The sequence below is a fragment of the Bradyrhizobium sp. STM 3562 genome (assembly GCF_045571435.1).
In the GTDB taxonomy this organism is placed as follows: domain Bacteria; phylum Pseudomonadota; class Alphaproteobacteria; order Rhizobiales; family Xanthobacteraceae; genus Bradyrhizobium.
This window is the reverse complement of the sequence record NZ_CP120694.1, coordinates 7,688,941-7,713,616: the sequence shown is the minus strand read 5'-3', so window position 1 is coordinate 7,713,616 and position 24,676 is coordinate 7,688,941. Positions and strand designations below refer to the sequence as shown.

Here is a 24,676-nt window from a genome sequence, read left to right as displayed (position 1 = left end):
TCCACGCGCTTGACTACTTCTTCAAGAGCTTGTCGATCAGGGGCGACAGGAAAGAACCCTTCGGCTTCTTGCTCTCGCTGCGACCGGTGAGCCGCTGCGCGATCTGCAGGAACATCTCGGTGGCGCGATGATTTGCCGAAATCTCCGCAATCATCTGGCCGTTATTGGCGGCCGCGCCGAACATCTGCGGATCGAACGGAATAGAGGCGATCGGCTCGCTCTCGATCGCCTTGGCGAACTCGGATGCGTTGATCTCGGGGCGCTTGGGCACGCCGACCTGGTTGAGGCAGTAAAGCGGGGGCCGGTCGTTCGGACGCGCGGCCTTCAGCAGGTCGAATATGTTCTTGCTGTTGCGCAAATTGGCAAGATCGGGCGCCGCGACGATCAGGATGTCGTCGGCGCCCACCAGTGCCCGTTTGCTCCAGCCCGACCATTGATGCGGAACGTCCAGCACGATGCATGGCATGGTGGTGCGCAGCGTGTCGAATATGGCGTCGAATGCTTCGGTGCCGAAATCGTAGACGCGGTCCAGCGTCGCGGGCGCCGCGAGCAGGCTGAGGTGGTCGGTGCATTTCGACAGCAGGCGGTCGATGAAGGCGGTGTCGACGCGGTCCGGCGAGAACACCGCATCGGCGATGCCTTGCGGCGGGTCCTGGTTGTAGTCGAGCCCGGCGGTGCCGAAGGCAAGGTCGAGGTCGGCGATGACCGAATCCATCGCGAGGTCGCGGGCGATGGCCCAGGCCACGTTGTGAGCAATGGTGGACGCACCGACGCCGCCCTTCGCTCCCACCACCGCGATGATGCGGCCGACCGCCTTCGCTTCCGGCGCCGAGAACAGATTGCAGATCGAGCGGACCACGTCGATCGCGGTCACCGGCGCGATCAGATAATCGCTGACGCCGCGGCGGACGAGTTCGCGGTACAAGGCGACGTCGTTGATGCGGCCGATCACGATCACCCGCGTGCCGGCGTCGCAGACGGTCGCGAGCTGGTCGAGGCCGGCGAGAATGTCGGAGCGCGCATCGGTCTCCAGCACGATGACGTTCGGCGTCGGCGCCGAGCGATAGGCTTCGACGGCTGCGGCCATGCCGCCCATCTGGATTTTCAGATGCGCCTTGCCGAGGCGGCGGTCTTCGCCGGCGGCCTGCACGGCAGCAGCAGTTTCCACCGTCTCGCAAAATGCCTGCACCGACACGCGCGGCGCCGGTGCGATATGCTCTTCCACCGGCGGTGTGGCGGCTTGAGGCTGCTCGGAAGTCTGGCGGGCGTAACTGATCATTTGCCGGTGTCGCTGAGTTTGGCCCTGTCGGCCTCAGGATAGGTGGTCGCCGTGGTCGTGCCCTTGCGGTATTTCTCGAGGCCTTCGCTCCGGCGAGGGGTGTAGGGCGGCGTCTCGGATCGTGGCTGTTCGAGATCGGCGGGGTTTGCGACCATGGCCGCCATGTTGCGCTGATAGGCGCAGCCGAAATTGTAGTAGGACCTGTTCTCGTAATAGCTCTTGTTCTTGATCGAGGGGCCGAGATCTTCGGGCCAAAGACCGCAAGGCCCCGCCACCGCCTTCAGCTTCGGATAGGTCAGACGGATCGGGGGCATGAATTTGGGATCATCGGGGCGATAGCGGTGCACCGTCAGCCCCTGCGGCGGTACGCCGGCCGCAGCGAGCAGCGACTGAATCTCGTGAAGGGAATCCGCGGCCGCGCGCGCATTCGGTGTGTCGATAGGGACGTCGGCAGTGATTGCGCCGGTTCCTTCGTGCAGCCAGCTTTGCGCCAGGCCCATCACGTCGGCGCGCTGCTCGGCCGAAAGCCCGCCGCGGCCGCGGCCGACCAGGACGACCATCGATTGGCTGCCTTCCTCGATCGCGATCGGATGGCGGGCGCGATAATCCTCCGGAATGCTGGCCGTGACCGCGGCTTCGTCGGCATGGGTGCAGGCAGCGAGCGCAACGGTCAGGCCGGCCAGCGCGCCGGCTACTCGCAGGATGCGGGTGCGACCGAGGAATGTTTGCCTTGTCATCGTTTTTGATCCTCGTTCGCCTCAATCGGTGATGAAGCCGTATTGGCCGCGATAATTCCGCGTCGGCTCGACGCGACCGGGCACGCCATAGATGCGATTGATCGAGCCCAACAGGTCAGCCTGCGGGTCCGAGACCGCCGCAAATCCGTCGTCAGGACGCGACAGGTCCTTCTGCGCCACCGCGCGGACCACATAGGGCGTCACCAAGACCATGAGTTCAGTCTGGTTGTTGACGTAGTCGCGGCTGCGGAACAGGGTGCCGAGAACCGGGAGCTGCATCAGGCCGGGCATGCCGTTGATGGCCTGCTTGGTCTGGTCCTGGATCAGGCCGGCCATGGCCATGGCGCCGCCGGAGGGAATTTCCAGCGTGGTCTCGGCGCGGCGCGTCTTGACGGATGGAATGGTGATCGAGTTGACTGTCGAGGACGTCACCGCCTGCGACAGCGTGACGGAGTTTTCATTGGACAGCTCCGAGACTTCCGTCATCACGTGCAGGCTGATCCGTCCCTCGGCCAGCACCACCGGCGTGAAGTTCAGGGAGACGCCGAATTTCTTGTAGGAGATCTGCGTGGTGCAGACATGGGTGGTGGGGTCGCAGGAATAGCCGGCCGGAATCGGAAATTCACCGCCGGCCACGAAGGTTGCGGACTCGCCCGAGATCGCCGTCAGGTTCGGCTCGGCCAGGGTTCGGATCACGCCGGCACTCTCCATCGCCCGCAGCGTCGCCGTGACCGACTGCGCGGCGCCGAACGAGCTCGTCAGCGAGTTGCCGCTGACCAGCGGACCGCCGCGGGCGGTGAACGGGTTGGAATTAGAGAAATTCACGACCGCGGTGCCGTAGTTGAGGCTGGCGTTGAGATCGATGCCGAGCTGCTTGATCACCGAGCGGGCCACTTCGGCCACCGTGACCTTGAGCATCACCTGGTCGCGGCCGCGGACCACGATCGAGTTGACGACCTTGTCGGTGCCGCCCGCAAGGCGGCCCGCGAGATCCGCCGCCTGCTGTGCCTCGATCGGCGTGGCGGCGGTGCCGGTCAGTACGACGCCGTCGCCGATACCTTCGATCTGGATATCGGCGTTCGGCAGAAGCTGCTTGAGCGCAGCGCGCACGCCGTTGAGGTCGCGCTTGACCGCGATGTCATAGGCCGCGATCTGCTGGCCGGCGGAATCAAAAAAAACGATGTTGGTCTGACCGACCGCGGCACCAATGATGTAGGCGCGCTGTGCGGAGCGGATCACGGCGTTGGCGATCTTGGGATCGGCGACCAGCACGTCCTTGATGTCGCGCGGCAGGTCGATCACCACCGATTTGCCGACGCCGAGCGAGAGGAAGCGCGCATTCATCTGGCCGTCGGCGGCAACGGGAGGCGCGAGCCGATAATCGCTCGCCTCCACCGGTGCCAGCGCCGGGTTGAGCGCGAGCGCAGCGACCGCCGAAAACGACAGGGCGCGGACCAACGCGGTCCGCATCTTCGTGAAGCTTGCCCCGGATTGCATCTCGTTCGTCCTCATCGTCACTGCTGCGTCGGTGCTGTCGTCGTCGTGCTGGGGATGCCGAAGCGGACAACGTTGACGTTCTGGGTGACCTTCTCTTCCTTGATGACGTTCTCGACGGCATTGGCGTCGGCAATGCTGCGCAATGCCAGCGACAGCGAGCCGGCTTGCCGCGCTGCGGCGAGCGTGACGGTCTGCTCGGGCTTCAATTCCAGCGTAACGGTCTTGCCGATCACCGCATTCTGGCCGTCCTTTTCCTTGGGCGCCTGGTCGATCGCGAGCACGCGGACATTCGAGAGGACGACTTCGGACTTCACCACGTCCTGCTCGTCGGCCTTGGCATCCGGATTCTTGAGATGCCGGGTGAGCAGAACGTCGACACGATCGTTGGGCAGGATGAAGCCGCCAGCCCCGGTCTCCGGGGCGATTTCGGTCGATACCGCGCGCATGCCGGTCGGCAGGATGGCCGCCATAAATCCGGAGTCGCTCTTCACCAGCTTCTGCTCGCGGATCGGCTCGCCCGCGATGAAGGGGCCGCGCGCGATCGAGCCGGCGAGCTGCGTGGTGGCGTCGGGCCGCTCATTGCGACGGATAAAGCTGTTGCTGGCGGATGCCGCCGGCCAGGTCTGCCACTGCAGGTCTTCCGCCTTGACGGTCTGGCCAAGGCCGATGTCCGACTTGGCGATCAGCACGTCGACGGTCGGGAGCTGCGCGACCGGCGCGGGCGGAGGCGGCTTGTTGTCGAATCCGCTCGCAAGGTAAGCAGCAACGCCGCCGGCGCCGAGAGCGATGGCCAGGACTACGATGCGTGCGGTATTCATACGCTTCAACTTTCCACATAACGCCGCGACGCGTCGGTCGCCGTGATGGGAGTTGACCAGCTATTCGTCAAAGCATGGTTAATGAGGCGTATCTAAATCGCCTTAACGCCGGGTTTACCGGCTAAGCGTCAGCGCAATGCGACATGCGCGAGGTCGATCGCCGTCACCCAATCGGTGTCCGGGTAGATCATGAGCGCGCCGATCGCGAGCGCGATGCCGTAGGGAATGCCGCTTTCCTTGGCGTGCAGCCTTAAAAGCCAGGCCTGGCTGGTCAGCGGATAGGGCAGCGGCCATTGCCGAAGCTGCAGCAGCGCGATGGTCAGGACACCGCCGAGCACGGACGCGTAAAGCAGATAATTGAGCAGATGCGCGAAACCGAACCACAGGGCTGTCGCCGCGGCGAGCTTGGCATCACCACCGCCGACCCAGCCGCGCGCAAAACAGGCGAACGCGACCACGAGCATGAGCGCGCCGGCGCCGAAATGGAGCAGAATGTCGTTGATCCCCATGCCGGTGAGCGGGGCGAGCACCAAGAAGCACGCGACGAGCGCCAGCGAGACCCGGTTCGAGATCGTCATGGTGAAGAGGTCGCTCGCCGCGGCGAACGCCATCAGCGCGGGAAAGACGAGAAGCCGTGCGAGGTCAAGCATCATCGGGGCACACTACACGGCAGCGATTACGGCCTTGGATCGGTGAAGGTTAGGGGCGAGAGATGAACAATCGGCAAACGCAAATCCGCGGCTGCCGGCCGCCGAAATGCGCGAGAGCGGGTTGATAGGCGCAGCCATCGGCTTGCACATCAATTACGCCCGCGCTCTCAAAAAGACAGGGGCCCCGATTGCCGGGGCCCCTGCTGTTCGACGGTGAGAGCCGCTTACTTAAGCGAACTGTTGATCGAGCTGAAGGCGCCGTTCAGCTTGGAGCCGATGCCGTTGACGACGGCGATGATGGCGAGAGAGATGCCGGCGGCAATCAGGCCGTACTCGATCGCGGTGGCGCCGGACTCGTCCTTCACGAAGCGCGCAATCAGGTTCTTCATTCGTCTAAACTCCATGTACACGTGGCTGATCGAAACTGTGGATCTGGTCGCGCCGGCGTTCTCAGCACCGTGACCATGGGCCGCACCCTAAGGTCCGACAATTGCGGCGCAGTTAATTCGATCGCGTAAACATGCTTCCAATTGGCTGTTCTTTGCCACAGTAAACGGCCCATTAAGGGATTCGCTCTGATTCGATTTTCGCGCGAGCCGCCGATTCGCACGCATAGAACGGAGCTTCGCCGCAGAAGAGCGGCTCGATTTCACGCCTCCTTAAGCTCGGCGGGAGTACGTCTGCAGCATCTCATTTTGCGAGGCGACGATGTCGAATCCGATCATGGAAGTGGTGATGATGCTCGGCCAGACCATCGAGAAGGTGGTGCCGATCACCGTCGTCCTGGCACTGGTGTTTACGGTGCTCAGCCATTACTGGGCCTGCAATCCCGGCAAGTCGTGGTGGCAAAGGCGCGAGCTCGTCACCGACGTCGTTTACTGGTTCTTCGTGCCGGTGTTTGCGCGCGTGGTGCGCATCGGCCTGCTCGTGGTCGGCGCCGCCGCCTTCTTCAACATTCACGATGCCGATGCGCTGATTGCTTTCTACGACAATGGCCATGGGCCGTTGTCGCAACTGCCGCTATGGGTGCAGGGGCTTTTGTTCCTGGTGGCGTCCGATTTCATATTGTATTGGCTGCATCGGCTGTTTCATGGCGGCGAGTTCTGGAAGTACCACGCCGTGCATCATTCCTCCGAAGAGCTCGACTGGATTTCGGCCGCGCGCTTTCATCCCGTCAATCTCGTGATCGGCACCATCTCGGTCGACGTCATTCTGCTGATGGCCGGTATCTCGCCGAACGTCATGCTCTGGGTCGGGCCCTTCACCACCTTCCATTCGGCCTTCGTGCACGCGAATTTGAGCTGGACCCTGGGGCCGTTCAAATATGTGCTGGCGACGCCGGTCTTTCATCGCTGGCATCACACGCCCCTGGAAGAGGGCGGCGATACCAATTTTGCGGGCACCTTTCCGATCTGGGACATTCTGTTCGGCACATTCCGGATGCCGGAGGGGCGGCTACCAGAGAACTACGGCAAGGACGAAGCCGATATGCCCGCCGAGATCGTCGGGCAGCTCGCGTTCCCGTTCCGGCGCTAAAGCGCGGTTTGCCGTTCGTTCATCAATTCTTGGCAGACTTCTAGCGTCGGGCGCCGGTGCGGCTCGCCGATCGCCTTTCGCCGGCTCGTCAACGTCCCGGGGTACAGTATGTCGTCTGAGTTGCTGCGTAACCTTGCCCGCCCGCTTGCTCGCTCATTGCTGGCGATGGCCGTCGGTCTCCTGCTGTGGCCCGGCGCCGCGCTCGCCGAGTCCTCCGCCGATACCATTTCGGTGAATGTCGATCAGGCCAAGCTCCTCAAGCTGCCGACGCGCGTTGCGACCATCGTGGTCGGAAACCCGCTGATTGCCGACGTGACGCTGCAGAACGGCGGCATCCTCGTGGTGACCGGCAAAGGCTATGGCGCGACGAATTTCATTGCCATGGACCGCAATGGCGAGATCCTGGTCGACCGGATGATCCAGGTCGAGGGGCCGAGCGATCAGTTGGTCACGGTCTATCGCGGGGTCGAACGTCAGACCTATAGCTGCATGCCGATCTGCCAGCGCCGGGCCACGCTTGGCGACGACGAGAAGTACTTCAGCTCGGTGCTGCAGCAGTCCAGCTCATTGACCAACCAGGCCAGCAGCAGCGCGTCGGCGACGACCGGCAAGGCCAATTGAGCGCTGTCCATGCGTCGCGGTAGCTCCGCGCCGCCGGTGGGGCGCGTGCAAACGACATTCAGAACATGAAAAGGGGCCGCGCTTGGACGCGGCCCCTTTTGTTTATATGGGCAGCTATCCGATAAGGATGCTTCGAAAGGGCTTAACCCTTCCGAAGACGATTAGTTCGCGGCGCGGAGATTATCGGCCGAAGACTTGCCCGAACGGCGATCCGCCACGATCTCGTAGGAGATCTTCTGGCCTTCACGCAGCGTGCCGAGCCCTGCGCGCTCGACGGCGCTGATGTGCACGAACACATCCTTGCCGCCGTCATCCGGTTGGATGAAGCCATAGCCTTTGGTGGCGTTAAACCATTTCACGGTTCCCATGCTCACGGGGTGTAGTCCCTTCTCAGAGTAACAAAGTCAGAAACCCACTTATGGTGGGCTGGTGAGATCGAATTTTTGGAAGGGTCGTCAGCGTCTGAACCGGCTGTACCGGTATTAGCTAATGTCGTCCGGCCGAAAATCGATAACTGCATCTTATGAGAAGCAGGGCGCCAAAACAATCCTGACGTGCACGAATTTTTAATGTACGAGCCAGCCGTTCCGCGCCCATGACATCATCCTGTCATGTGCGGCCGGCTCAAAGACCATCCTGGACGCATTCCGACGCTTATCGGCGACGAAACTGGCCACCCCGCTGCGGGCCCCCCCGCGGCGCGCCACCGGGCGCGCTCGGACGTTCGTCCTTGTGGCGGAAAATCAGCCGGCCCTTCTCCAGGTCGTAGGGCGACATCTCGACCGTCACGCGGTCGCCCGCAAGCGTCTTGATGCGGTTCTTTTTCATCTTGCCTGCCGTATAGGCAACGATCTCGTGCCCGGTGTCGAGCTGCACGCGGTAACGCGCGTCGGGGAGGATTTCGGTGACCAGTCCTTCGAACTGGATCAACTCTTCTTTGGCCATGCTTAGCTCCAGATCGATCGATGGTTAACGGGGCCGCTGGTCGCGGTTGCGTTGGTCGCGGGGACGGCTTTCGCGATGCAAAAAGGCAATAGCATTCCCTTCCGTCTTGCCGCCATGCTGCGCACGATGCGGTGCATGCTGCGCTGCATGGTGCGGTGCATGATGCGGTTCTTGGCGATTGATTTGCAGGGCGCCACTCTTACCACCACGACGGCGTCGGCGGCGAGGGCCTTTTGAAGGTTGCGCAGCATCATTTGCTCTTGCCGCATGCGGGTGAGGGGCTGCACGGCTTCCGCGATGTTGCGGGCTCGGCGGGGCGGGATCGCGCTGGCCCGCCGTGCGGCGGTCCTCGCGCGGCAACGCTATCCGGATCAACCGTTCGATATCGCGCAGATAGGCCATTTCCTCGCCGCCAGCGACCAGAGAGATGGCCGTACCCTCGCGGCCCGCGCGGGCGGTGCGGCCGATGCGGTGCACGTAAGTCTCCGGCACATTGGGCAGGTCGAAATTCACGACATGGCTGATGCCGTCGACGTCGATGCCGCGGGCGGCGATATCGGTGGCGACCAGCGTGCGGACCTCGCCGGAGCGGAACGCCGAAAGCACCCGTTCCCGATGATTCTGCGACTTGTTGCCATGGATCGCGTTGGCGGCAATCCCGCACTTGGCCAGGCTCTTCACCACTTTGTCGGCGCCGTGCTTGGTCCGGGTGAAAACCAGCGCGCGATCGATCGGTTCCTGGGTCAGAAGCTGCGCGAGCATGGCGCCTTTGGCCGTATGGTCGACCTGGATGATGCGCTGGCTGATGCGCTCGGCCGTGGAGGAGACCGGCGTCACGGCGACACGCGCCGGATCGCGCAGCATCGCCTCCGCAAGCTCGGCGATGGCCTTCGGCATCGTCGCCGAGAAGAACAGGGTCTGTCGCTGCTGCGGCAGCTTGGCGACGATTTTCCTGATGTCGTTGATGAAGCCCATGTCCAGCATGCGGTCGGCTTCGTCGAGCACCAGAAACTCGACGCCGTTCAGCCGCAAGGCATTGCCGTGCACGAGATCGAGCAGGCGGCCCGGCGTCGCCACCAGGATGTCGACGCCGCCCATCAGGGCGCGCACCTGGCGGCCCATCGGCACGCCGCCGATCGCGAGCGCCGAGGTCAGGCGCATGTGGCGGCCATAGGCGTTGAAGCTGTCGAGGATCTGGCCCGACAGTTCGCGGGTCGGGCTCAGCACCAGGGCGCGGCAGCTCTTCGGCTGCGGCTTGCCGCGCTGCGCGAGAATGCGATGCAGGATGGGAAGCGCGAAGGACGCGGTCTTGCCGGTACCGGTTTGCGCGATGCCGATGACGTCACGGCCTTCGAGCGCAAGCGGGATGGTCTGAGCCTGGATGGGAGTTGGCGTGACGTAATTCTCTTCCTTGAGCGCACGCGAGATGGGATCGGCGAGGCCGAAATCCGAAAAGGAGGTCAAAAGCTTTGTTCTTTCCACATGAACCGCAGGCACGCCGGCAAAGCGCCGCGCGCGTGCGGACGATCTTCAAGACACCCGCGTGTTGGCGGCGTCGATTTTGTTAGGCTGAAAGGCAAGCCAAAAGCCCGTTTGCGGAGGGCTTAAGAACACGCGGCTTGCGATGCCCCGATGATTCTCTGGGGTGCTGGACCCGATATGGAACGGGAACGCGGCACTTTCAAGGATGAAGTCGCACCGGGAGCGCGGGTTTGGCGGAATATGCGCAGGTCTGCGCGTCCCGGTCGCAATCGCATGCCGGAAAATTAGACATTTACCAAGAATTGCTCACAAATTAAGCGGATTGCCGAGAAGGCAGCCATTTTGACGGGCCAAAAAATAGGCAGAAAATCGCGGTATTTTTGCGCGTTCTTCGCATTTCATCTGGCCAATCATTGGCTTAGGCCTGCCGCAGGCCATGGCACAGTTCTTGCGATTCTCCCAACGCGCGGCCGGTCCGGTCGTCGCAGCGTTTTTTCACGCCTGCGTCAGGGAGAGGATATCTCAATGCTTAGAAAACTTACTCAGGACATCGCGACGATGACTCGACGTCGCTGGCTGGCGGCGACCGCCGGCCTGGCGCTCGGCTTCGCGTTGTCGCCGGCATTCGCCGCGGACGATACGATTAAGGTCGGTATTCTTCATTCGTTGTCCGGCACCATGGCGATCAGTGAGACGACGCTGAAAGACGTGATGCTGATGCTCATCGACGAGCAGAACAAGAAGGGCGGCGTGCTCGGCAAGAAGCTGGAAGCGGTCGTCGTCGATCCCGCCTCGAACTGGCCGCTGTTCGCCGAAAAGGCGCGCGAACTTATCACCAAGGACAAGGTCGCGGTCGTGTTCGGCTGCTGGACCTCGGTGTCGCGCAAATCCGTGCTGCCGGTCTTCAAGGAGCTGAACAATATCCTGTTCTATCCGGTGCAGTACGAGGGCGAGGAAAGCGAGCGCAACGTCTTCTATACCGGGGCAGCGCCGAACCAGCAGGCGATCCCGGCCGTCGACTACCTGATGAAGGAAGAGAAGGTGAAGCGCTGGGTGCTTGAGGGCACCGACTATGTCTATCCGCGCACCACAAACAAAATCCTCGAGGCTTACCTCAAGTCCAAGGGCGTCGCCGCCGACGACATCATGATCAACTACACGCCGTTCGGCTTCTCCGACTGGCAGACCGAGGTCTCCAAGATCAAGACCTTCGGTTCGGCCGGCAAGAAGACCGCCGTGGTCTCCACCATCAATGGCGACGCCAACGTCCCCTTCTACAAGGAGCTCGGCAACCAGGGCATCAAGGCGACCGACATTCCGGTGGTCGCGTTCTCGGTGGGTGAGGAAGAGCTCGCCGGCATCGACACCAAGCCGCTGGTCGGCCATCTCGCCGCCTGGAATTACTTCGAGTCGATCAAGACGCCGGCGAACGAGAAATTCATCAAGGAATGGCACGCATTCACCAAGAACGACAAGCGCACCACCAACGACCCGATGGAAGCGCACTACATCGGCTTCAACATGTGGGTGAAGGCGGTCGAGAAGGTGAAGTCGACCGATCCGGACAAGGTGATCGACGCGCTGCCCGGCATCGAAGTGCCGAACCTGACCGGCGGCACCGCGAAGATGCTGCCCAATCATCACATCACCAAGCCCGTGTTCATCGGCGAGATCAAGGCCAACGGCCAGTTCGACGTGGTGTTCAAGACCAAGGACCTCGTCCCGGGCGATGCCTGGTCGAAGGAGCTCGAAGGCTCCAAGGACCTGATCGGCGATTGGGTCGGCAAGAAGTGCGGCAACTACAACGTCAAGACCAACAAGTGCCTGGGCTCGGGCACCTGATCTGACCTCACGACGCGGGGAGGGCGGCGATGTCGTCGCCTTCCCTTTACCTCTTGCCGGGGTTTTGCCAGTGCTTGCCAAGTTCACCGCTCTGCGTCGCGCGCTTGCGTTGATGCTTCTGCTGATCGCCGTCGCGGGCCCTGCCTTCGCGGGCCCGTTCGAGGATGCGGTCGCCAAATTCACCACCGACGATTTCTCGGATACCGAAGAGGCGGTCGCCGCGATCGCCGCATCGGGAAATCCGCTCGCTTATCCGATCATCAGTGCGCTGCAGGACGAGCGGCTGATGTTCGATGCCGATACCAAGAAGGTCTACATCAAGCAGGCCGACGGCAAGGCGATCGACGCGGCGACCGGGGCTCCCGTCGATGCCATTCCCGACAGCGCCAGCGAGGTCCGTCTCAACAACAAGCTGCGCCGTCAAGTTCAGGCCGCGCTGGGCGGATTGACGCTGTTGTCTCCGACGCTGGAAACGCGCATTTCGGCTGCCCGCTCCGTCTTCAAGTCCCATGAGGAGCAGGCGCTGCCGGCGGTCGAAAGCGCGCTGGCGAAAGAGACGGACGGCACCGCGAAAGCCGCGCTGCAACAGGCGCGCGCGGCGATCCTGCTGTTCAAGGCCGACGCGTCGGAAAAAGAGAAGCTCGATGCGATCGCGATCATCCGCTCGCGTGGCGACCAGGAAGCGCTCGCGATGCTCAACGACATCGGCGCCGACCAGCCGCCCAGCGTCGCCAAAGCCGCGGCGAGCGCGATCTCGTCGATCCAGAGCTCGCTTGCGATGTGGTCCGGCGTCCAGAATGCCTGGTACGGCCTTTCGCTCGGCTCGGTGCTGCTGCTCGCGGCGATCGGGCTTGCCATCACCTTCGGCGTGATGGGCGTCATCAACATGGCCCATGGCGAAATGGTGATGCTCGGGGCCTACGCCACGTTCGTGGTGCAGGAGGTGATTCGCACCCGCTATCCCGCTCTGTTCGACTATTCGCTTCTGATCGCGGTGCCGCTGGCCTTTCTGGTTTCAGGCGCGATCGGCGTCGTGATCGAGCGCAGCATCATCCGCTTCCTTTACGGCCGGCCGCTGGAGACCTTGCTTGCGACCTGGGGCCTGTCGCTGGTGCTGCAGCAAGCGGTGCGCACCGTCTTCGGCCCGACCAACCGCGAGGTCGGCAATCCCTCGTGGATGAGCGGCGCATTCGAGCTCGGCCAGATCACCATCACCTATAACCGGCTGTGGATCCTCTGCTTCACGCTCGCCGTATTCGCGATCCTGCTGGCGATGCTGCGCTTCACCTCGCTCGGCCTGCAGATGCGCGCGGTGACGCAAAACCGCCGCATGGCGGCCTCGATGGGAATTGCCACCTCGCGCGTCGATGCGCTGACCTTCGGCCTGGGCTCGGGGATCGCGGGCATCGCGGGCGTGGCGCTGTCGCAGATCGACAATGTCAGCCCCAATCTCGGCCAGGGCTACATCATCGACTCCTTCATGGTGGTGGTGTTCGGCGGCGTCGGCAATCTCTGGGGCACGCTGGTCGGCGCCTTCACCCTCGGCATCGCCAACAAGTTCCTGGAGCCGGTCGCCGGTGCGGTGCTCGGCAAGATCGCCATTCTCGTGCTGATCATCCTGTTCATCCAGAAACGGCCGCGCGGCCTGTTCGCGCTCAAGGGACGGGCGGTGGAAGCATGATGAGCCATGTGCTGACGCGGTCGCTGGATCGGGTCGCGACCACCTTCATCCTGGTGGTCGCCGCCTGCGGCATCCTGATTCCGCTCTCCAACCTGCTGCTGCCGTCAGGCTCGTTCTTCCAGGTGCCGACTTATCTGGTGGCGCTGTGGGGCAAATATGTCTGCTACGCGATTCTGGCGCTCGCGATCGACCTGATCTGGGGCTATTGCGGCATTCTCTCGCTCGGCCACGGCGCATTCTTTGCGCTGGGCGGCTACGCCATGGGCATGTATCTGATGCGCCAGATCGGCACCCGCGGCGTCTACGGCAACCCGATCCTGCCGGACTTCATGGTGTTCCTGAACTGGCAGAAGCTGCCCTGGTACTGGTATGGCTTCGACATGTTCCCGTTTGCCGCGCTGATGGTGATCCTGGTCCCCGGCCTGCTCGCCTTCTGCTTCGGCTGGTTCGCTTTCCGCTCGCGCGTCACCGGCGTGTATCTCTCCATCATCACGCAGGCGATGACCTATGCGCTCCTGCTCGGCTTTTTCCGCAATGATTTCGGCTTCGGCGGCAACAACGGCCTGACCGACTTCAAGGACATTCTCGGCTTCAACGTCCAGGCCGAGGGCACCCGCGCCGCGCTGTTCGCGCTGAGCTGCCTGTTCCTGATCATCGCCTTTCTGATCTGCCGCGCGATCGTGACCTCCAAGCTCGGCAAGGTGCTGATCGCGATCCGCGACGCGGAATCGCGCACGCGTTTCATCGGCTACCGCGTCGAATCCTACAAGCTGTTCGTCTTCACGCTCTCGGCCTGCATGGCGGGCGTTGCCGGCGCGCTGTACGTGCCGCAGGTCGGCATTATCAATCCGTCCGAATTCGCGCCGGGAAATTCCATCGAGGCGGTGATCTGGGTTGCCGTCGGCGGGCGCGGCACGCTGGTCGGAGCGGCTTTGGGGGCCATCGTCGTCAACTACGCCAAGACGTTCTTCACGTCAGGCGCGCTCGCTCCGTACTGGCTGTTCATGCTGGGTGCGCTGTTCATCCTGGTGACGCTGCTGTTGCCGAAGGGCATCGTCGGCACCATCAATAGCTGGTGGCTGCCCTGGAAGGAGCGGCGGCTTGCGGCGGAGGCCGTCGCCAGCGCCGCGCGCGAAAACGGCGTCAGCGAACCCAAGATGGCGGAGTGAGGCATGAACACGGTCGACGGTCGCACCACTTCCGCGCTGCTCTATCTCGACGGCGTGCACGTCTCCTTCGATGGCTTCAAGGCCATCAACAATTTGTCGCTGACGCTCGCGCCGGGCGAGATGCGCGCCATCATCGGTCCGAACGGCGCCGGCAAGACGACGATGATGGACATCATCACCGGCAAAACCAAGCCGGACGAAGGCACCGTGCTGTTCGACGGCACCACCGACCTGACCCGGCTTGACGAGACGCATATCGCCGAGCTCGGCATTGGGCGCAAGTTCCAGAAGCCGACCGTATTCGAGAGCCAGACGGTCGAGGACAATCTCCTGCTCGCGCTCAATGTCGATCACAGCGTCAGAGGCACGCTGTTCTGGCGCCAGAACAAATCGGACGCCGACCGGATCGATCGGGTGCTCGAGACCATCCGCCTGACGGATGCGCGCAAGCGGCTCGCGGGCAGTCTCTCGCATGGCCAGAAGCAGTGGCTGGAAATCGGCATGCTGCTGGCGCAGGACCCCAAGCTGCTCCTGGTCGACGAGCCCGTGGCCGGCATGACCGACGTCGAGACGCAGCAGACCGCCGAGCTGCTCAAGCAGATCAATCGCGATCACACCGTCATGGTGGTCGAGCACGACATGAGCTTTGTGCGCGAGCTTGGTGTCAAGGTCACCTGCCTGCATGAAGGCACGGTGCTGGCCGAAGGCACGATCGACCAGGTCTCGTCGAACGAGCGGGTCATTGAAGTCTATCTGGGGCGCTGAGGCGATGCTCGAAGTCAAGGACATCAATCTCTATTACGGCGCGGCGCAGGCGTTGCGCGGGGTGTCGATCAACGCGCAGCCGGGCAAGGTGACCTGTGTGCTCGGGCGCAATGGCGTCGGCAAGACCTCGCTCTTGCGCGCCCTCGTCGGCCAATATCCGGTCGCCTCCGGCTCCATCACTTTCGAAGGCGCCGACATCACCGCCCTGAAGCCTTACGAGCGGGCGCGCCGCGGTATTGGCTTCGTGCCGCAGGGGCGCGAGATATTTCCACTGCTGACGGTGGAAGAGAATCTGCGAACCGGATTTGCGCCGCTCAAGCGCGATGATCGCAACATCCCCGATGACGTGTTCTCGCTGTTTCCCGTGCTGCAATCCATGCTCGGGCGGCGCGGCGGCGACCTCTCCGGCGGCCAGCAGCAGCAACTTGCCATCGGGCGCGCGCTGGTGATGCGGCCCAAACTGCTTCTGCTAGACGAGCCCACGGAGGGAATCCAGCCCTCGATCATCAAGGATATCGGCCGCGCGATCTCCTATCTTCGCAATCTCGGCAATATCGCCATCGTGCTGGTCGAACAATATCTCGACTTCGCCTGCGAGCTCGGCGACTATTTTGCCGTGATGGACCGCGGCGCAGTGAAGTTTTCCTGTGATCGCGCGGGCCTCGACCAGGCCGAGATCAGCCGTCAGATGGCGCTGTGAGTGGTGGATAGTTGGTCGAGCCGTTGCGGCCGGCGAAGGTGCACCTCGCCCGGAAGGAGAGGTGGACCGAATGAGGGAGCGAATGCAGACGGATACACCCAGCACGTCGTCGGCGGTGTTCGCCGCCAATCGGGCCCGCGGCGCGGTTGCGTTCGACGTGCGGGTGCGCGATGGCGTTACCAGGCGCGGCTCTCTGCATGAGTCCGGTTCTTTGCGCGTCCGCTTTCCGTCGCCGGAGGGCGAGGGGCTCTCGGCGGTGTTTGTCAACACCGCGGGCGGCGTGGCCGGCGGCGACCGCTTTGAGGTCCGGATCACGGCAGGCGAAGAGGCGCGCCTGACGCTGACCACGGCGGCCGCGGAAAAGGTCTATCGCGCCACGGACGAGCCGGCTGAGCTTGCGATCTCCTTGAGCGTCGCCGCAGGCGCGCAGCTCGCCTGGCTGCCGCAGGAAACCATCCTGTTCGATCGTGCCAAAGTCTTGCGCCGCATCGACATTGACCTGGCCGAGGGCGCCTCGCTGCTGCTTTGCGAGATCGTGGTGTTCGGCCGCGCCGCCATGGGGGAGCGGATGCAAGGTGGCAGCTTCGTCGATCGCTGGCGGCTGCGGTATGGCGGCAAGCTCGTTTTCGCCGAGACCGTACGGCTCGACGGCGATATCGGCGGCAAGCTCGCGCGACCTGCGATCGGCAAGGGTGCGGCGGCAATCGCAACCGCGTTGGTCGTGCCGGGCGACCAGGCTCTGGTGGAGCGGATCAGGCAAGCCGCGGACGGCTTTGGCGGCGAGGTCGGCATCTCCGCCTGGAATGGGTTTGCAATGGCGCGCTTCTGTGCCCAAGATGCGACGCGGCTTCGCGCCGACATGATCGCGGTACTGGGTCGCGCAAGCGATCTTCCGCTGCCGCGGCTCTGGATCAACTAGGGCATGGTCGGGAAAGTGGCTACCGGTTTCCGACGCGCTCATGCTCAAGCCGTAGGTTTGCTCAAAATCGTTAGAGATCACGCATGAATCTGTCTCCCCGCGAAAAAGACAAGCTTCTGATTTCGATGGCGGCCATGGTGGCGCGGCGAAGGCTGGAGCGCGGCGTCAAGCTCAACCACCCAGAGGCCATCGCCATCATCTCGGATTTCATCGTCGAGGGCGCACGCGACGGCCGCACCGTGGCCGAGCTGATGCAGGCCGGCGCGCAGGTCTTGACCCGCGACCAGGTGATGCCCGGCATCCCCGAGATGATCCATGACATCCAGGTCGAAGCGACCTTCCCGGACGGCACCAAGCTCGTCACCGTGCACGAACCAATCCGCTAACCTCGCATTTGTCATTCCGGGGCGGCCGGAACGGCCGAACCCGGAATCCAGAGCTTGTTTGATCGAGATTTCCGGGTTCGCCGCTTCGAGGCGCGCCGGAATGACGGAGAGAGAAACATGATCCCCGGCGAACTCTTCATCAAGGACGGCGAGATCGAGCTCAATGCCGGCCGCAAGACGGTGACGCTCACGGTTTCCAACACCGGCGACCGCCCGATCCAGGTCGGCTCGCACTACCATTTCTTCGAGACCAACCCGGCGCTGAAATTCGATCGCAAAAAAGCGCGTGGCATGCGGCTCGACATCGCCGCCGGCACCGCAGTCCGCTTCGAGCCCGGCCAGACTCGCGACGTGCAACTCGTCGCGCTCGCGGGCAAACGCACCATCTACGGTTTTCGTGGCGATGTGATGGGCAAGCTGTGAGTTGAGCGCCGATTGAGAGCTGTGTTCTGTGAGATATTGTGAGGTGAGCACATGCGTCTGGCTCCCTCCCCCCTTGCGGGGGAGGGCCATTGCACATGCCGGAGAAGAACACCGTCGTCCCGGGCAAGCGAAGCGCGACCCGGGGCCCATAACCCTAGGATGGAGTTTGGCGAAGATCGCTAACCCATATCTCGCGCTCCAACTGCAGCCTGCGGTTATGGGTCCCCGCCTTCGCGGGGACGACACCGAATTCGTTGACGCGGCTGTCGCGCGAACAGCAGAAATCAATATGCGATGGCCCTGCCGCAAGTGGGGAGGGGACACTGAGAGCGCCCTGTTGGGCGAACCAAATGGAGGCTTTGACCCATGCTGACGGGAATCCGCCTCATCTCCGAAGCTGCCGAGCTTGCGGCGCGGCGCCATACCGGGCAGCAGCGAAAGGCACGCGCCGACGAGCCTTACATCAATCATCTCGCCGAAGTCGCGAGCCTGCTCTCGGCGGCGAGCAACGGCGAGGATGCCGAACTGGTTGCGGCGGGGTGGCTGCATGACACGCTTGAAGACACCGAGACCACGCATGACGAGCTTGCGCAACGCTTCGGCTTGCGGGTCGCGGGGCTGGTGGAGGAATGCACCGACGACATGAGCCTGTCGAAAAGCGAGCGCCGGCAGAAGCAGGTGGAAGACGCGCCGAAGAAATCGCCGGGCGCGAAACTGATCAAGATCGCCGACAAGATCAGCAATGTGCGGGCCCGGATTTTTCCGAATCCAACTCAGGCTGAGCGCGATGAGCTGGCCGATTACGTTGCCTGGGCGGAGAAAGTCGTCGCGGGTTGCCGCGGCGTGAACGCGACGCTCGATGGGCTATTCGATGAAGCCGTCGCCAATGCCAGGAGCGCGATGTGACGCCACCATCCGCTTGCCGGCGTCATTAATTCTTCAGTTGGGGGGCATTTGATGTCTGTGAAAATCAAGCGTTCGGTCTACGCCGATATGTTCGGCCCGACCACCGGCGACAAGGTGCGCCTTGCCGACACCGATCTCATCATCGAGGTGGAGAAGGACTTCACCACCTATGGCGAAGAGGTGAAGTTCGGCGGCGGCAAGGTGATCCGTGACGGCATGGGCCAGTCGCAGACCACGAACCGGCAGGGCGCGGCCGACACTGTGATCACCAACGCGCTGATCGTGGATCACTGGGGCATCGTCAAGGCCGACGTCGCGATCAAGGACGGTTTGATCAGCGCCATCGGCAAGGCCGGCAATCCCGACATCCAGGGCGGCGTTACCATCGTGATCGGCCCGGGCACCGACGTGATCGCGGGCGAAGGCAAGATCCTCACCGCCGGCGGCTTTGACAGCCACATCCATTTCATCTGCCCGCAGCAGATCGAACATGCGCTGATGAGCGGCGTCACCTCGATGCTGGGCGGCGGCACCGGGCCGTCGCACGGCACCTTTGCCACCACCTGCACGCCAGGGCCGTGGCACATGGCGCGGATGATCCAGTCGTTCGACGCTTTCCCGGTCAATCTCGGCATTTCCGGCAAGGGCAACGCGTCGCGCCCGGCGGCGCTGGAGGAGATGATCAAGGCGGGCGCCTGCGCGCTGAAGCTGCACGAGGACTGGGGGACGACGCCGGCGGCGATCGACAACTGCCTGTCGGTTGCGGACGACTACGACATCCAGGTGATGATCCATACCGACACGCTGAACGAGTCCGGCTTTGTCGAGGACACCGTAAAGGCGTTCAAGGGCCGCACCATCCACGCCTTCCACACCGAAGGCGCCGGCGGCGGCCATGCGCCCGACATCATCAAGATCGCAGGGTTGAAGTACGTGCTGCCGTCCTCGACCAACCCGACCCGCCCCTTCACCCGCAACACCATCGACGAGCACCTGGACATGCTGATGGTGTGCCACCACCTCGATCCCTCGATCGCGGAGGACCTCGCCTTTGCTGAAAGCCGCATCCGCAAGGAGACGATCGCGGCGGAGGATATCCTGCACGATCTAGGGGCGCTCTCGATGATGTCGTCGGACTCCCAGGCGATGGGCCGGCTCGGAGAAGTCATCATCCGCACCTGGCAGACCGCCGACAAGATGAAAAAGCAGCGCGGCGTGCTGCCGCAGGACAAGGGCAACGACAACGACAATTTCCGCGTCAAGCGCTACATCGCCAAATACACCATCAATCCGGCGATCGCGCACGGCGTCTCGAAGCTGATCGGCTCGGTGGAGAAAGGAAAGCTCGCCGACCTCGTGCTGTGGTCGCCGGCGTTCTTCGGCGTCAAGCCGGATTGCATCATCAAGGGCGGCTCGATCGTGGCGGCTCCCATGGGCGATCCCAACGCCTCGATTCCGACCCCGCAGCCGGTGCACTACCAACCGATGTTTGCCGCCTTCGGCAAGTCGCTCACCGCATCATCAGTGGTGTTCACCTCGAAAGCCGCGGTCGCGGGAGGGCTGGCCCGCAAGCTTGGGATCGACAAGAAGCTTTATGCGGTCCAGAACACCCGCGGCAAGATCTCCAAGAAGAGCATGATCCACAACGATGCCACGCCTAAAATCGAGGTCGATCCGGAGACCTATGAGGTGCGCGCAGACGGCGAGCTTCTCACTTGCGAGCCTGCGCAGGTGCTGCCCTTGGCGCAACGCTACTTCATGTTCTAAGGTCGGTCCGGCATCTCAAAGAAACCGGGAGGAATTTCGTGATCTACGTCATCGCCACCACGCAAATGAAGCCGGAAGGCCGCGAGGCCTTCATCGCGGGCCACAAGGAATGCATCGCCGAGACACGGAAGGAGAAGGGTTGCCTGTCTTACGAGGGCCATATCAGCATCCATGACCCGAATGTTTATGTGGTGGTCGAACGCTGGGAGACCCGCGATGACCTCAATGCCCACGCGCGGGCGCCGCACATGAAGAAATGGCGCGATTATTCTACGCCGCTCAAAATCTCCACGGTGATCGAGATCATCAGCGACGGCAAGGTCGAGAAGTTTTAGGGGGCATCCGGACATGATCCGCGCGACGCAGGTCAAGCCGCAGCATCGCTGGACGGAGGCACCGGCCGATACGGTCGTGCTCGATTTCGACGACCGTCACCGGCGGCGCATGGCGATGCGGGGGACGCGCGGACTGGAGTTTCTGCTTGATCTGGAAAACGCGGTGGCGCTGCGTGGCGGCGACGCGCTGGTGCTGGAGGACGGCCGGCTGATCGAAGTGGTCGCCGCGCCGGAGCCGCTGCTCGAGATCAAGGGGGCCGATCCGTATCATCTGATCCGCCTCGCCTGGCATCTCGGCAATCGCCATTTGCCGACACAGATCATGTCCAAGGGCTTGCGCATCCGGCGCGACCACGTCATCGAGGGGATGGTTAGAGGCTTGGGCGCGCGCGTGATCGAGATCGAGGCGCCGTTCGATCCCGAGGGCGGCGCCTATGCAGGGGCCGCTCACGGCCATGCGCACGAGTCGGCCGCCCATCACGATCATGCCCACGATGACCATGCGCATGATAACGGCCATGGCCGCGATCACGGGCACCATCATCACGATGGACATGGCCATCATGGGCACCACCACGGTCACTCCCATGCTCATGACCACGACTAGGCGCGAGGCGCCGGAGCCGGGGGCGCTCATGGGCTCCGATGCGGCCGCGCTATACCGGCTCCTGACCTGGTTGTCGCCGGCCTTCCCGGTCGGCGGGTTTTCCTACTCCAGCGGCATCGAATGGGCGGTGGAGGCGGGCGACATTCATGATGCGCAAACGCTGCGCGATTGGCTCGCGGCGATGCTCACCGAGGGGACCGGCTTTTGCGACGGCGTGTTCCTTTCGCATGCCCATCGCGCCGTGGAGACGGGCGATCACGCCGCGCTGCGCGAGGTTGCCGAACTCGCGGCCGCCTTCGTGCCCTCGCGCGAACGGCAGCTCGAGACCTCGAGCCAGGGGCGCGCCTTCGTCGAAACCGCGCGGGCGGCGTGGAACTGCCCCGGCCTGGAGCAGGCGCTTGCGCGTTGCGAGGGGCCTATCGTCTATCCGGTCGCGGTCGGGATCGCAGGCGCGGCACACGCGATCCCGCTTGATCCGACGCTGCACGCCTTTCTGCATGCGCTGGTCTCGAACTGGATTTCAGCCGGCAGCCGGCTGATCCCGCTCGGGCAGACCGACAGCCAGCATGTGCTGGCTGCGCTGGAGGGCGGCGTGGCGGCCACTGCGGAGCGTGCGAAACTCGCCGCGCTCGACGATATCGGCAGCGCGACCTTTCGCGCCGATCTCGCCAGCCTGCGACACGAGACGCAGTATACGCGGCTGTTCAGGTCATGATGGAAGCGCCACATTCTTCACCGTCGTCCCCGCGAAAGCGGGGACCCATAACCACAGGCCTTCGTTGTTGCGAAGAGCATCTGCCACCGTGCCCTATTGATACGTCACGCGGTATCGCGATGAGCGCGAGCGCTCACGCTGGGGGTCCCGGCGTTCGCCGGGACGACAACGATCGAGGATCACAACATGCCTAGCTCTCACGGTCCGCTTCGTATCGGCGTCGGAGGTCCGGTCGGATCGGGCAAAACCGCGCTGATGGACCTGTTGTGCAAATCGATGCGCGAGCGCTATGACATTGCCGCCATCACCAACGACATCTACACCAAATGGGATGCCGAATTCCTGGTGCGCTCGGGCTCGCTCACGCCCGATCGCATCGCGGGCGTCGAGACCGGTGGCTGCCCGCACACCGCGATCCGCGAGGACGCCTCGATGAATCTCGCGGCGGTCGCCGACATGCGCGCGAAATTTCCCAATCTCGATTTGGTGCTGATCGAGTCCGGCGGCGACAATCTCGCGGCGACCTTCTCCCCGGAGCTCGCCGATCTCACCATCTATGTCATTGATGTCGCAGCCGGGGACAAGATCCCCTCCAAGGGCGGTCCCGGGATCACCCGTTCCGACCTTCTCGTCATCAACAAGATCGATCTTGCGCCTTACGTCGGGGCCTCGCTGGAGAAGATGCAGACCGACGCGAAGAGAATGCGGGGCGAACGGCCTTTCGTCATGACCAATCTGAAGAAAAGCGAAGGGCTCGACCGCATTATCGGCTTCATCGAGGCCAAAGGCGGGCTGAGCGGCGCCTCGCAGCCCCCGCGGCCCTGACGTCGGCTCGCGCGGCCGCTCATGCGTTAATGTTGTTAAGGTTTGTGACAGGGACTGCCGCGAAGGGGGCGCCGGAAATTCCGCGCTGGCGGGAACCAAATTCGCACGGCACAGTTGCTATAATTCGGGTTCTGCGGGGCAGCCGTCAGCCGTCTCCCAAGAAGCGCGAGCGTTAAGCTTCACGGCCGAGCGCAGTTGCGTAGCGATCATGACTGCATCATCATATCAGCCGGTTGGCCCCTGTCCTCCTCCGCGTCGTTGCCGCGCCGGCGAATTCCCGATGAACGTGATGTCTGTCCGCCAACCGCGCATTGTCGAGTAGGCGAGTGGTTCGGCTGGGTTTCATCATCGGCTTTATCGCGCTGATCGGGGTCCTGCTCTCCGGCCTCGCGGCCTATCGCGTGCATCAGCAGGAACTGACCATCGACGGCATTGCGCTGGCGCGCGCCATCGATGTGCATGCCAGCCTGGTCCAGGATCGTCTGACCGAGCGCGAACTGCTTGCCCGGGTCGCGTCCGGCCTGTTCCGTCTGCCCTCGGGAATCAAGGCCAACATGCTGGAGCCGCTGCGCTCGTCGATCTACGCTTTCAAGACCGATTTCGTCGTCGCGGGCTGGGTTGCGCGGCTCAAGCCGAGCGAGTTGGACGCCGCCCGCAATGAATTGGCGCGCGCCGGATTTCCCGATCCGACCATCCGCAGTCTCGACGGCAAGCCTTTGGACACGCGTTCGCTGCAACAGCCTGTTGATGTCCTGATGGATGTCGAGCCGCGCAATGCCCAGACTGCCCCGTTCGTCGGGCGCGCGCTGAACGACAATGCTGTCCTCGGCGTCACGCTCTCCCTCGCGATGGGTGAGGGCAAGCCCTATGCGTCCGATCCATTGCCCCTTCTGGGTCAGCATGGACCGATCGGCGTGGTGCTCGCCGCGCCGGTGGTGCAGCCCGACGCCAATACGCCGGCCGGCTTTGTCATCTTCTCCTACGAGCTGGCGTCGCTGATGCTGACCAATGACGACCTGTCGTTGTTTTCGGTGGCGCTGAAGGACCCGCGCAACGCCGAGGGAGAATTGGTCGCCAACGACCAAGGCGTCGTCAGCGCCCGCAAGGCGCCGAGTGAGGCGCCATCGGCGACACGCACCGTGACCTTCGGCAATCGCGACTGGTCGCTTACCTATTACGCGAAGACCAATGCGGCGAAGCGCGCCGAGCAGACCGCGGCGATCGTCGGCGCCATCGGCCTCGCGCTCACCGGCGTGGTCTGCGGCCTGTTCGGCTATGTGGCCTACAACAATTTGCGCTTGAGCCGCGAAATCCAGGTGCGGATCGGTTTCGAGCGCAGGCTGACCGCCGTCATCGATGAGCTCAATCACCGCGTGAAGAACATTCTGGCGGTGATCCAGTCGATCATCACCCGGACGCTACGCCACGGCTCCGACATCGATGTCGCGCGCGAGCTTCTGATCGGCCGTATCCATGCGATGTCCAACGTCGTGTCGCTGCTCAGCGACAGCCAGTGGCAGGGGGTCAAGCTGAAGGGGCTGTTCGAGGCGCGCGCCATTCCGCATGCCGAGCGCATCGCCGTGAGCGGTCCGGATATCGCCGTCAGCGCGCGTGCGGCCCAAAGCTTGTCGCTGTTGTTCTTCGAACTTGCCTCGCATTCCGACGAGGGATTGTCGTTGGTCGGCAAGCATCCTCATATCGTCGCCAATTGGGAGGTCACCGGCGAAGACCCCGACGCGATCTTTCATTTCCGCTGGGAGGAGTTCAACACCAGCGAGGCGACGCGCCGTCCCGATAGCGATTTCGGCCTGATCCTGCTCGACCGCGTCGCGCCCGAAGCGCTCGGTGGCACGTCGAAACGTTACTTCACCGACGTCAGCTATGTCTATGAACTGACCGCGCCGATGGTCACCGTGATCGACATGATCGAGCGCGACCGCACCGAGCAGTTCTCCGCGCCGGTGCGGCCGCCGAAGTAAGCTCGCAGGTTTGATTTCACTCGCGCCCCGAGTTCAACTCGCCGCGGAAAGCCGGGACCCGCGCCGTGCCAGATGATCTCGCGAGAACAACG

26 protein-coding genes are annotated in these 24,676 nt (G+C 63.4%); 17 read left to right on the top strand and 9 right to left on the bottom strand.

Annotation, left to right across the window (positions count from 1 at the left end; translation table 11 throughout):
* Positions 1-13: 13 nt before the first annotated feature.
* The 6 genes from P6U23_RS35715 to P6U23_RS35690 all read right to left on the bottom strand — a co-directional run bounded on the left by P6U23_RS35715 (position 14) and on the right by P6U23_RS35690 (position 5,370).
* Complete coding sequence (locus tag P6U23_RS35715; RefSeq protein ID WP_407176973.1) at positions 14-1,279, bottom strand: AAA family ATPase; 1,266 nt, start codon at positions 1,277-1,279, stop codon at positions 14-16.
* Positions 1,276-2,016, bottom strand: a complete 741-nt coding sequence (locus P6U23_RS35710) for a CpaD family pilus assembly protein (RefSeq protein WP_407176972.1) — start codon at positions 2,014-2,016, stop codon at positions 1,276-1,278. The genes P6U23_RS35715 and P6U23_RS35710 overlap by 4 nt, the downstream gene beginning before the upstream one ends.
* Positions 2,017-2,037: 21 nt before the next feature.
* Positions 2,038-3,513 carry a type II and III secretion system protein family protein gene (locus P6U23_RS35705; RefSeq protein WP_407176971.1) on the bottom strand — a complete coding sequence of 492 codons (1,476 nt, stop codon included), beginning with the start codon at positions 3,511-3,513 and terminating at the stop codon, positions 2,038-2,040.
* A 17-nt stretch (positions 3,514-3,530) separates the two neighbouring features.
* Positions 3,531-4,331, bottom strand: coding sequence for a Flp pilus assembly protein CpaB (cpaB, locus tag P6U23_RS35700; protein ID WP_407176970.1), 801 nt, complete (start codon positions 4,329-4,331; stop codon positions 3,531-3,533).
* A 128-nt stretch (positions 4,332-4,459) separates the two neighbouring features.
* Entirely contained in the window at positions 4,460-4,984 is a 525-nt protein-coding gene (locus P6U23_RS35695) for a prepilin peptidase (RefSeq protein WP_407176969.1), read from the bottom strand.
* 221 nt (positions 4,985-5,205) lie between these two features.
* On the bottom strand, positions 5,206-5,370 hold the full coding sequence (locus P6U23_RS35690; RefSeq protein WP_407176968.1) for a Flp family type IVb pilin: 165 nt from the start codon (positions 5,368-5,370) through the stop codon (positions 5,206-5,208).
* A 319-nt stretch (positions 5,371-5,689) separates the two neighbouring features.
* On the opposite strand from P6U23_RS35690, the gene P6U23_RS35685 reads away from it, so the two are divergent.
* Both P6U23_RS35685 and P6U23_RS35680 read left to right on the top strand, forming a co-directional pair.
* The gene (locus P6U23_RS35685) at positions 5,690-6,517 is read left to right on the top strand and encodes a sterol desaturase family protein (RefSeq protein ID WP_407176967.1); all 828 of its coding nucleotides are present in this window, start codon (positions 5,690-5,692) and stop codon (positions 6,515-6,517) included.
* Positions 6,518-6,625: 108 nt separating this feature from the next.
* The gene (locus P6U23_RS35680; protein WP_407176965.1) at positions 6,626-7,138 is read left to right on the top strand and encodes a pilus assembly protein N-terminal domain-containing protein; all 513 of its coding nucleotides are present in this window, start codon (positions 6,626-6,628) and stop codon (positions 7,136-7,138) included.
* Positions 7,139-7,299: 161 nt separating this feature from the next.
* On the opposite strand, the gene P6U23_RS35675 is transcribed toward P6U23_RS35680, so the two are convergent.
* From P6U23_RS35675 to P6U23_RS35665, 3 genes are all read right to left on the bottom strand, one after another.
* Positions 7,300-7,512: a cold-shock protein gene (locus P6U23_RS35675; RefSeq protein ID WP_024507660.1), complete on the bottom strand. Its 213-nt coding sequence runs from the start codon at positions 7,510-7,512 to the stop codon at positions 7,300-7,302.
* Between the two features lie 280 nt (positions 7,513-7,792).
* A complete protein-coding gene (gene infA, locus P6U23_RS35670; RefSeq protein WP_024507661.1) occupies positions 7,793-8,083 on the bottom strand; it encodes a translation initiation factor IF-1 in 291 nt (96 codons plus the stop codon).
* Positions 8,084-8,107: 24 nt separating this feature from the next.
* Positions 8,108-9,547: a DEAD/DEAH box helicase gene (locus tag P6U23_RS35665; RefSeq protein WP_407176964.1), complete on the bottom strand. Its 1,440-nt coding sequence runs from the start codon at positions 9,545-9,547 to the stop codon at positions 8,108-8,110.
* Positions 9,548-10,090: 543 nt separating this feature from the next.
* On the opposite strand from P6U23_RS35665, the gene urtA reads away from it, so the two are divergent.
* From urtA to P6U23_RS35590, 15 genes are all read left to right on the top strand, one after another.
* Positions 10,091-11,407: an urea ABC transporter substrate-binding protein gene (gene urtA, locus P6U23_RS35660; RefSeq protein ID WP_407176963.1), complete on the top strand. Its 1,317-nt coding sequence runs from the start codon at positions 10,091-10,093 to the stop codon at positions 11,405-11,407.
* Between the two features lie 112 nt (positions 11,408-11,519).
* On the top strand, positions 11,520-13,088 hold the full coding sequence (gene urtB / locus P6U23_RS35655) for an urea ABC transporter permease subunit UrtB (RefSeq protein WP_407181698.1): 1,569 nt from the start codon (positions 11,520-11,522) through the stop codon (positions 13,086-13,088).
* Complete coding sequence (urtC, locus tag P6U23_RS35650; RefSeq protein ID WP_407176962.1) at positions 13,085-14,257, top strand: urea ABC transporter permease subunit UrtC; 1,173 nt, start codon at positions 13,085-13,087, stop codon at positions 14,255-14,257. Before urtB ends, urtC begins: the two co-directional genes overlap by 4 nt.
* A gap of 3 nt (positions 14,258-14,260) precedes the next feature.
* Entirely contained in the window at positions 14,261-15,022 is a 762-nt protein-coding gene (gene urtD, locus P6U23_RS35645; RefSeq protein ID WP_407176961.1) for an urea ABC transporter ATP-binding protein UrtD, read from the top strand.
* Positions 15,023-15,026: 4 nt separating this feature from the next.
* Positions 15,027-15,722 carry an urea ABC transporter ATP-binding subunit UrtE gene (urtE, locus tag P6U23_RS35640; protein WP_407181697.1) on the top strand — a complete coding sequence of 232 codons (696 nt, stop codon included), beginning with the start codon at positions 15,027-15,029 and terminating at the stop codon, positions 15,720-15,722.
* A gap of 82 nt (positions 15,723-15,804) precedes the next feature.
* Positions 15,805-16,641, top strand: a complete 837-nt coding sequence (locus P6U23_RS35635) for an urease accessory protein UreD (protein ID WP_407176960.1) — start codon at positions 15,805-15,807, stop codon at positions 16,639-16,641.
* 83 nt (positions 16,642-16,724) lie between these two features.
* Positions 16,725-17,027, top strand: a complete 303-nt coding sequence (locus tag P6U23_RS35630) for an urease subunit gamma (RefSeq protein ID WP_407176959.1) — start codon at positions 16,725-16,727, stop codon at positions 17,025-17,027.
* 117 nt (positions 17,028-17,144) lie between these two features.
* Entirely contained in the window at positions 17,145-17,450 is a 306-nt protein-coding gene (locus P6U23_RS35625; RefSeq protein WP_024507670.1) for an urease subunit beta, read from the top strand.
* A 366-nt stretch (positions 17,451-17,816) separates the two neighbouring features.
* Complete coding sequence (locus P6U23_RS35620; protein WP_407176958.1) at positions 17,817-18,356, top strand: HD domain-containing protein; 540 nt, start codon at positions 17,817-17,819, stop codon at positions 18,354-18,356.
* 51 nt (positions 18,357-18,407) lie between these two features.
* On the top strand, positions 18,408-20,123 hold the full coding sequence (ureC, locus tag P6U23_RS35615) for an urease subunit alpha (RefSeq protein ID WP_407176957.1): 1,716 nt from the start codon (positions 18,408-18,410) through the stop codon (positions 20,121-20,123).
* Between the two features lie 38 nt (positions 20,124-20,161).
* Entirely contained in the window at positions 20,162-20,458 is a 297-nt protein-coding gene (locus P6U23_RS35610; protein ID WP_407176956.1) for a putative quinol monooxygenase, read from the top strand.
* Between the two features lie 13 nt (positions 20,459-20,471).
* On the top strand, positions 20,472-21,065 hold the full coding sequence (ureE, locus tag P6U23_RS35605) for an urease accessory protein UreE (RefSeq protein ID WP_407176955.1): 594 nt from the start codon (positions 20,472-20,474) through the stop codon (positions 21,063-21,065).
* Positions 21,046-21,780, top strand: coding sequence for an urease accessory protein UreF (locus P6U23_RS35600; RefSeq protein ID WP_407181696.1), 735 nt, complete (start codon positions 21,046-21,048; stop codon positions 21,778-21,780). Before ureE ends, P6U23_RS35600 begins: the two co-directional genes overlap by 20 nt.
* Before the next feature lie 186 nt (positions 21,781-21,966).
* A complete protein-coding gene (gene ureG / locus P6U23_RS35595) occupies positions 21,967-22,605 on the top strand; it encodes an urease accessory protein UreG (RefSeq protein WP_407176954.1) in 639 nt (212 codons plus the stop codon).
* Positions 22,606-22,931: 326 nt separating this feature from the next.
* On the top strand, positions 22,932-24,584 hold the full coding sequence (locus P6U23_RS35590) for an HWE histidine kinase domain-containing protein (protein WP_407176953.1): 1,653 nt from the start codon (positions 22,932-22,934) through the stop codon (positions 24,582-24,584).
* The last annotated feature ends 92 nt before the right edge of the window (positions 24,585-24,676 follow it).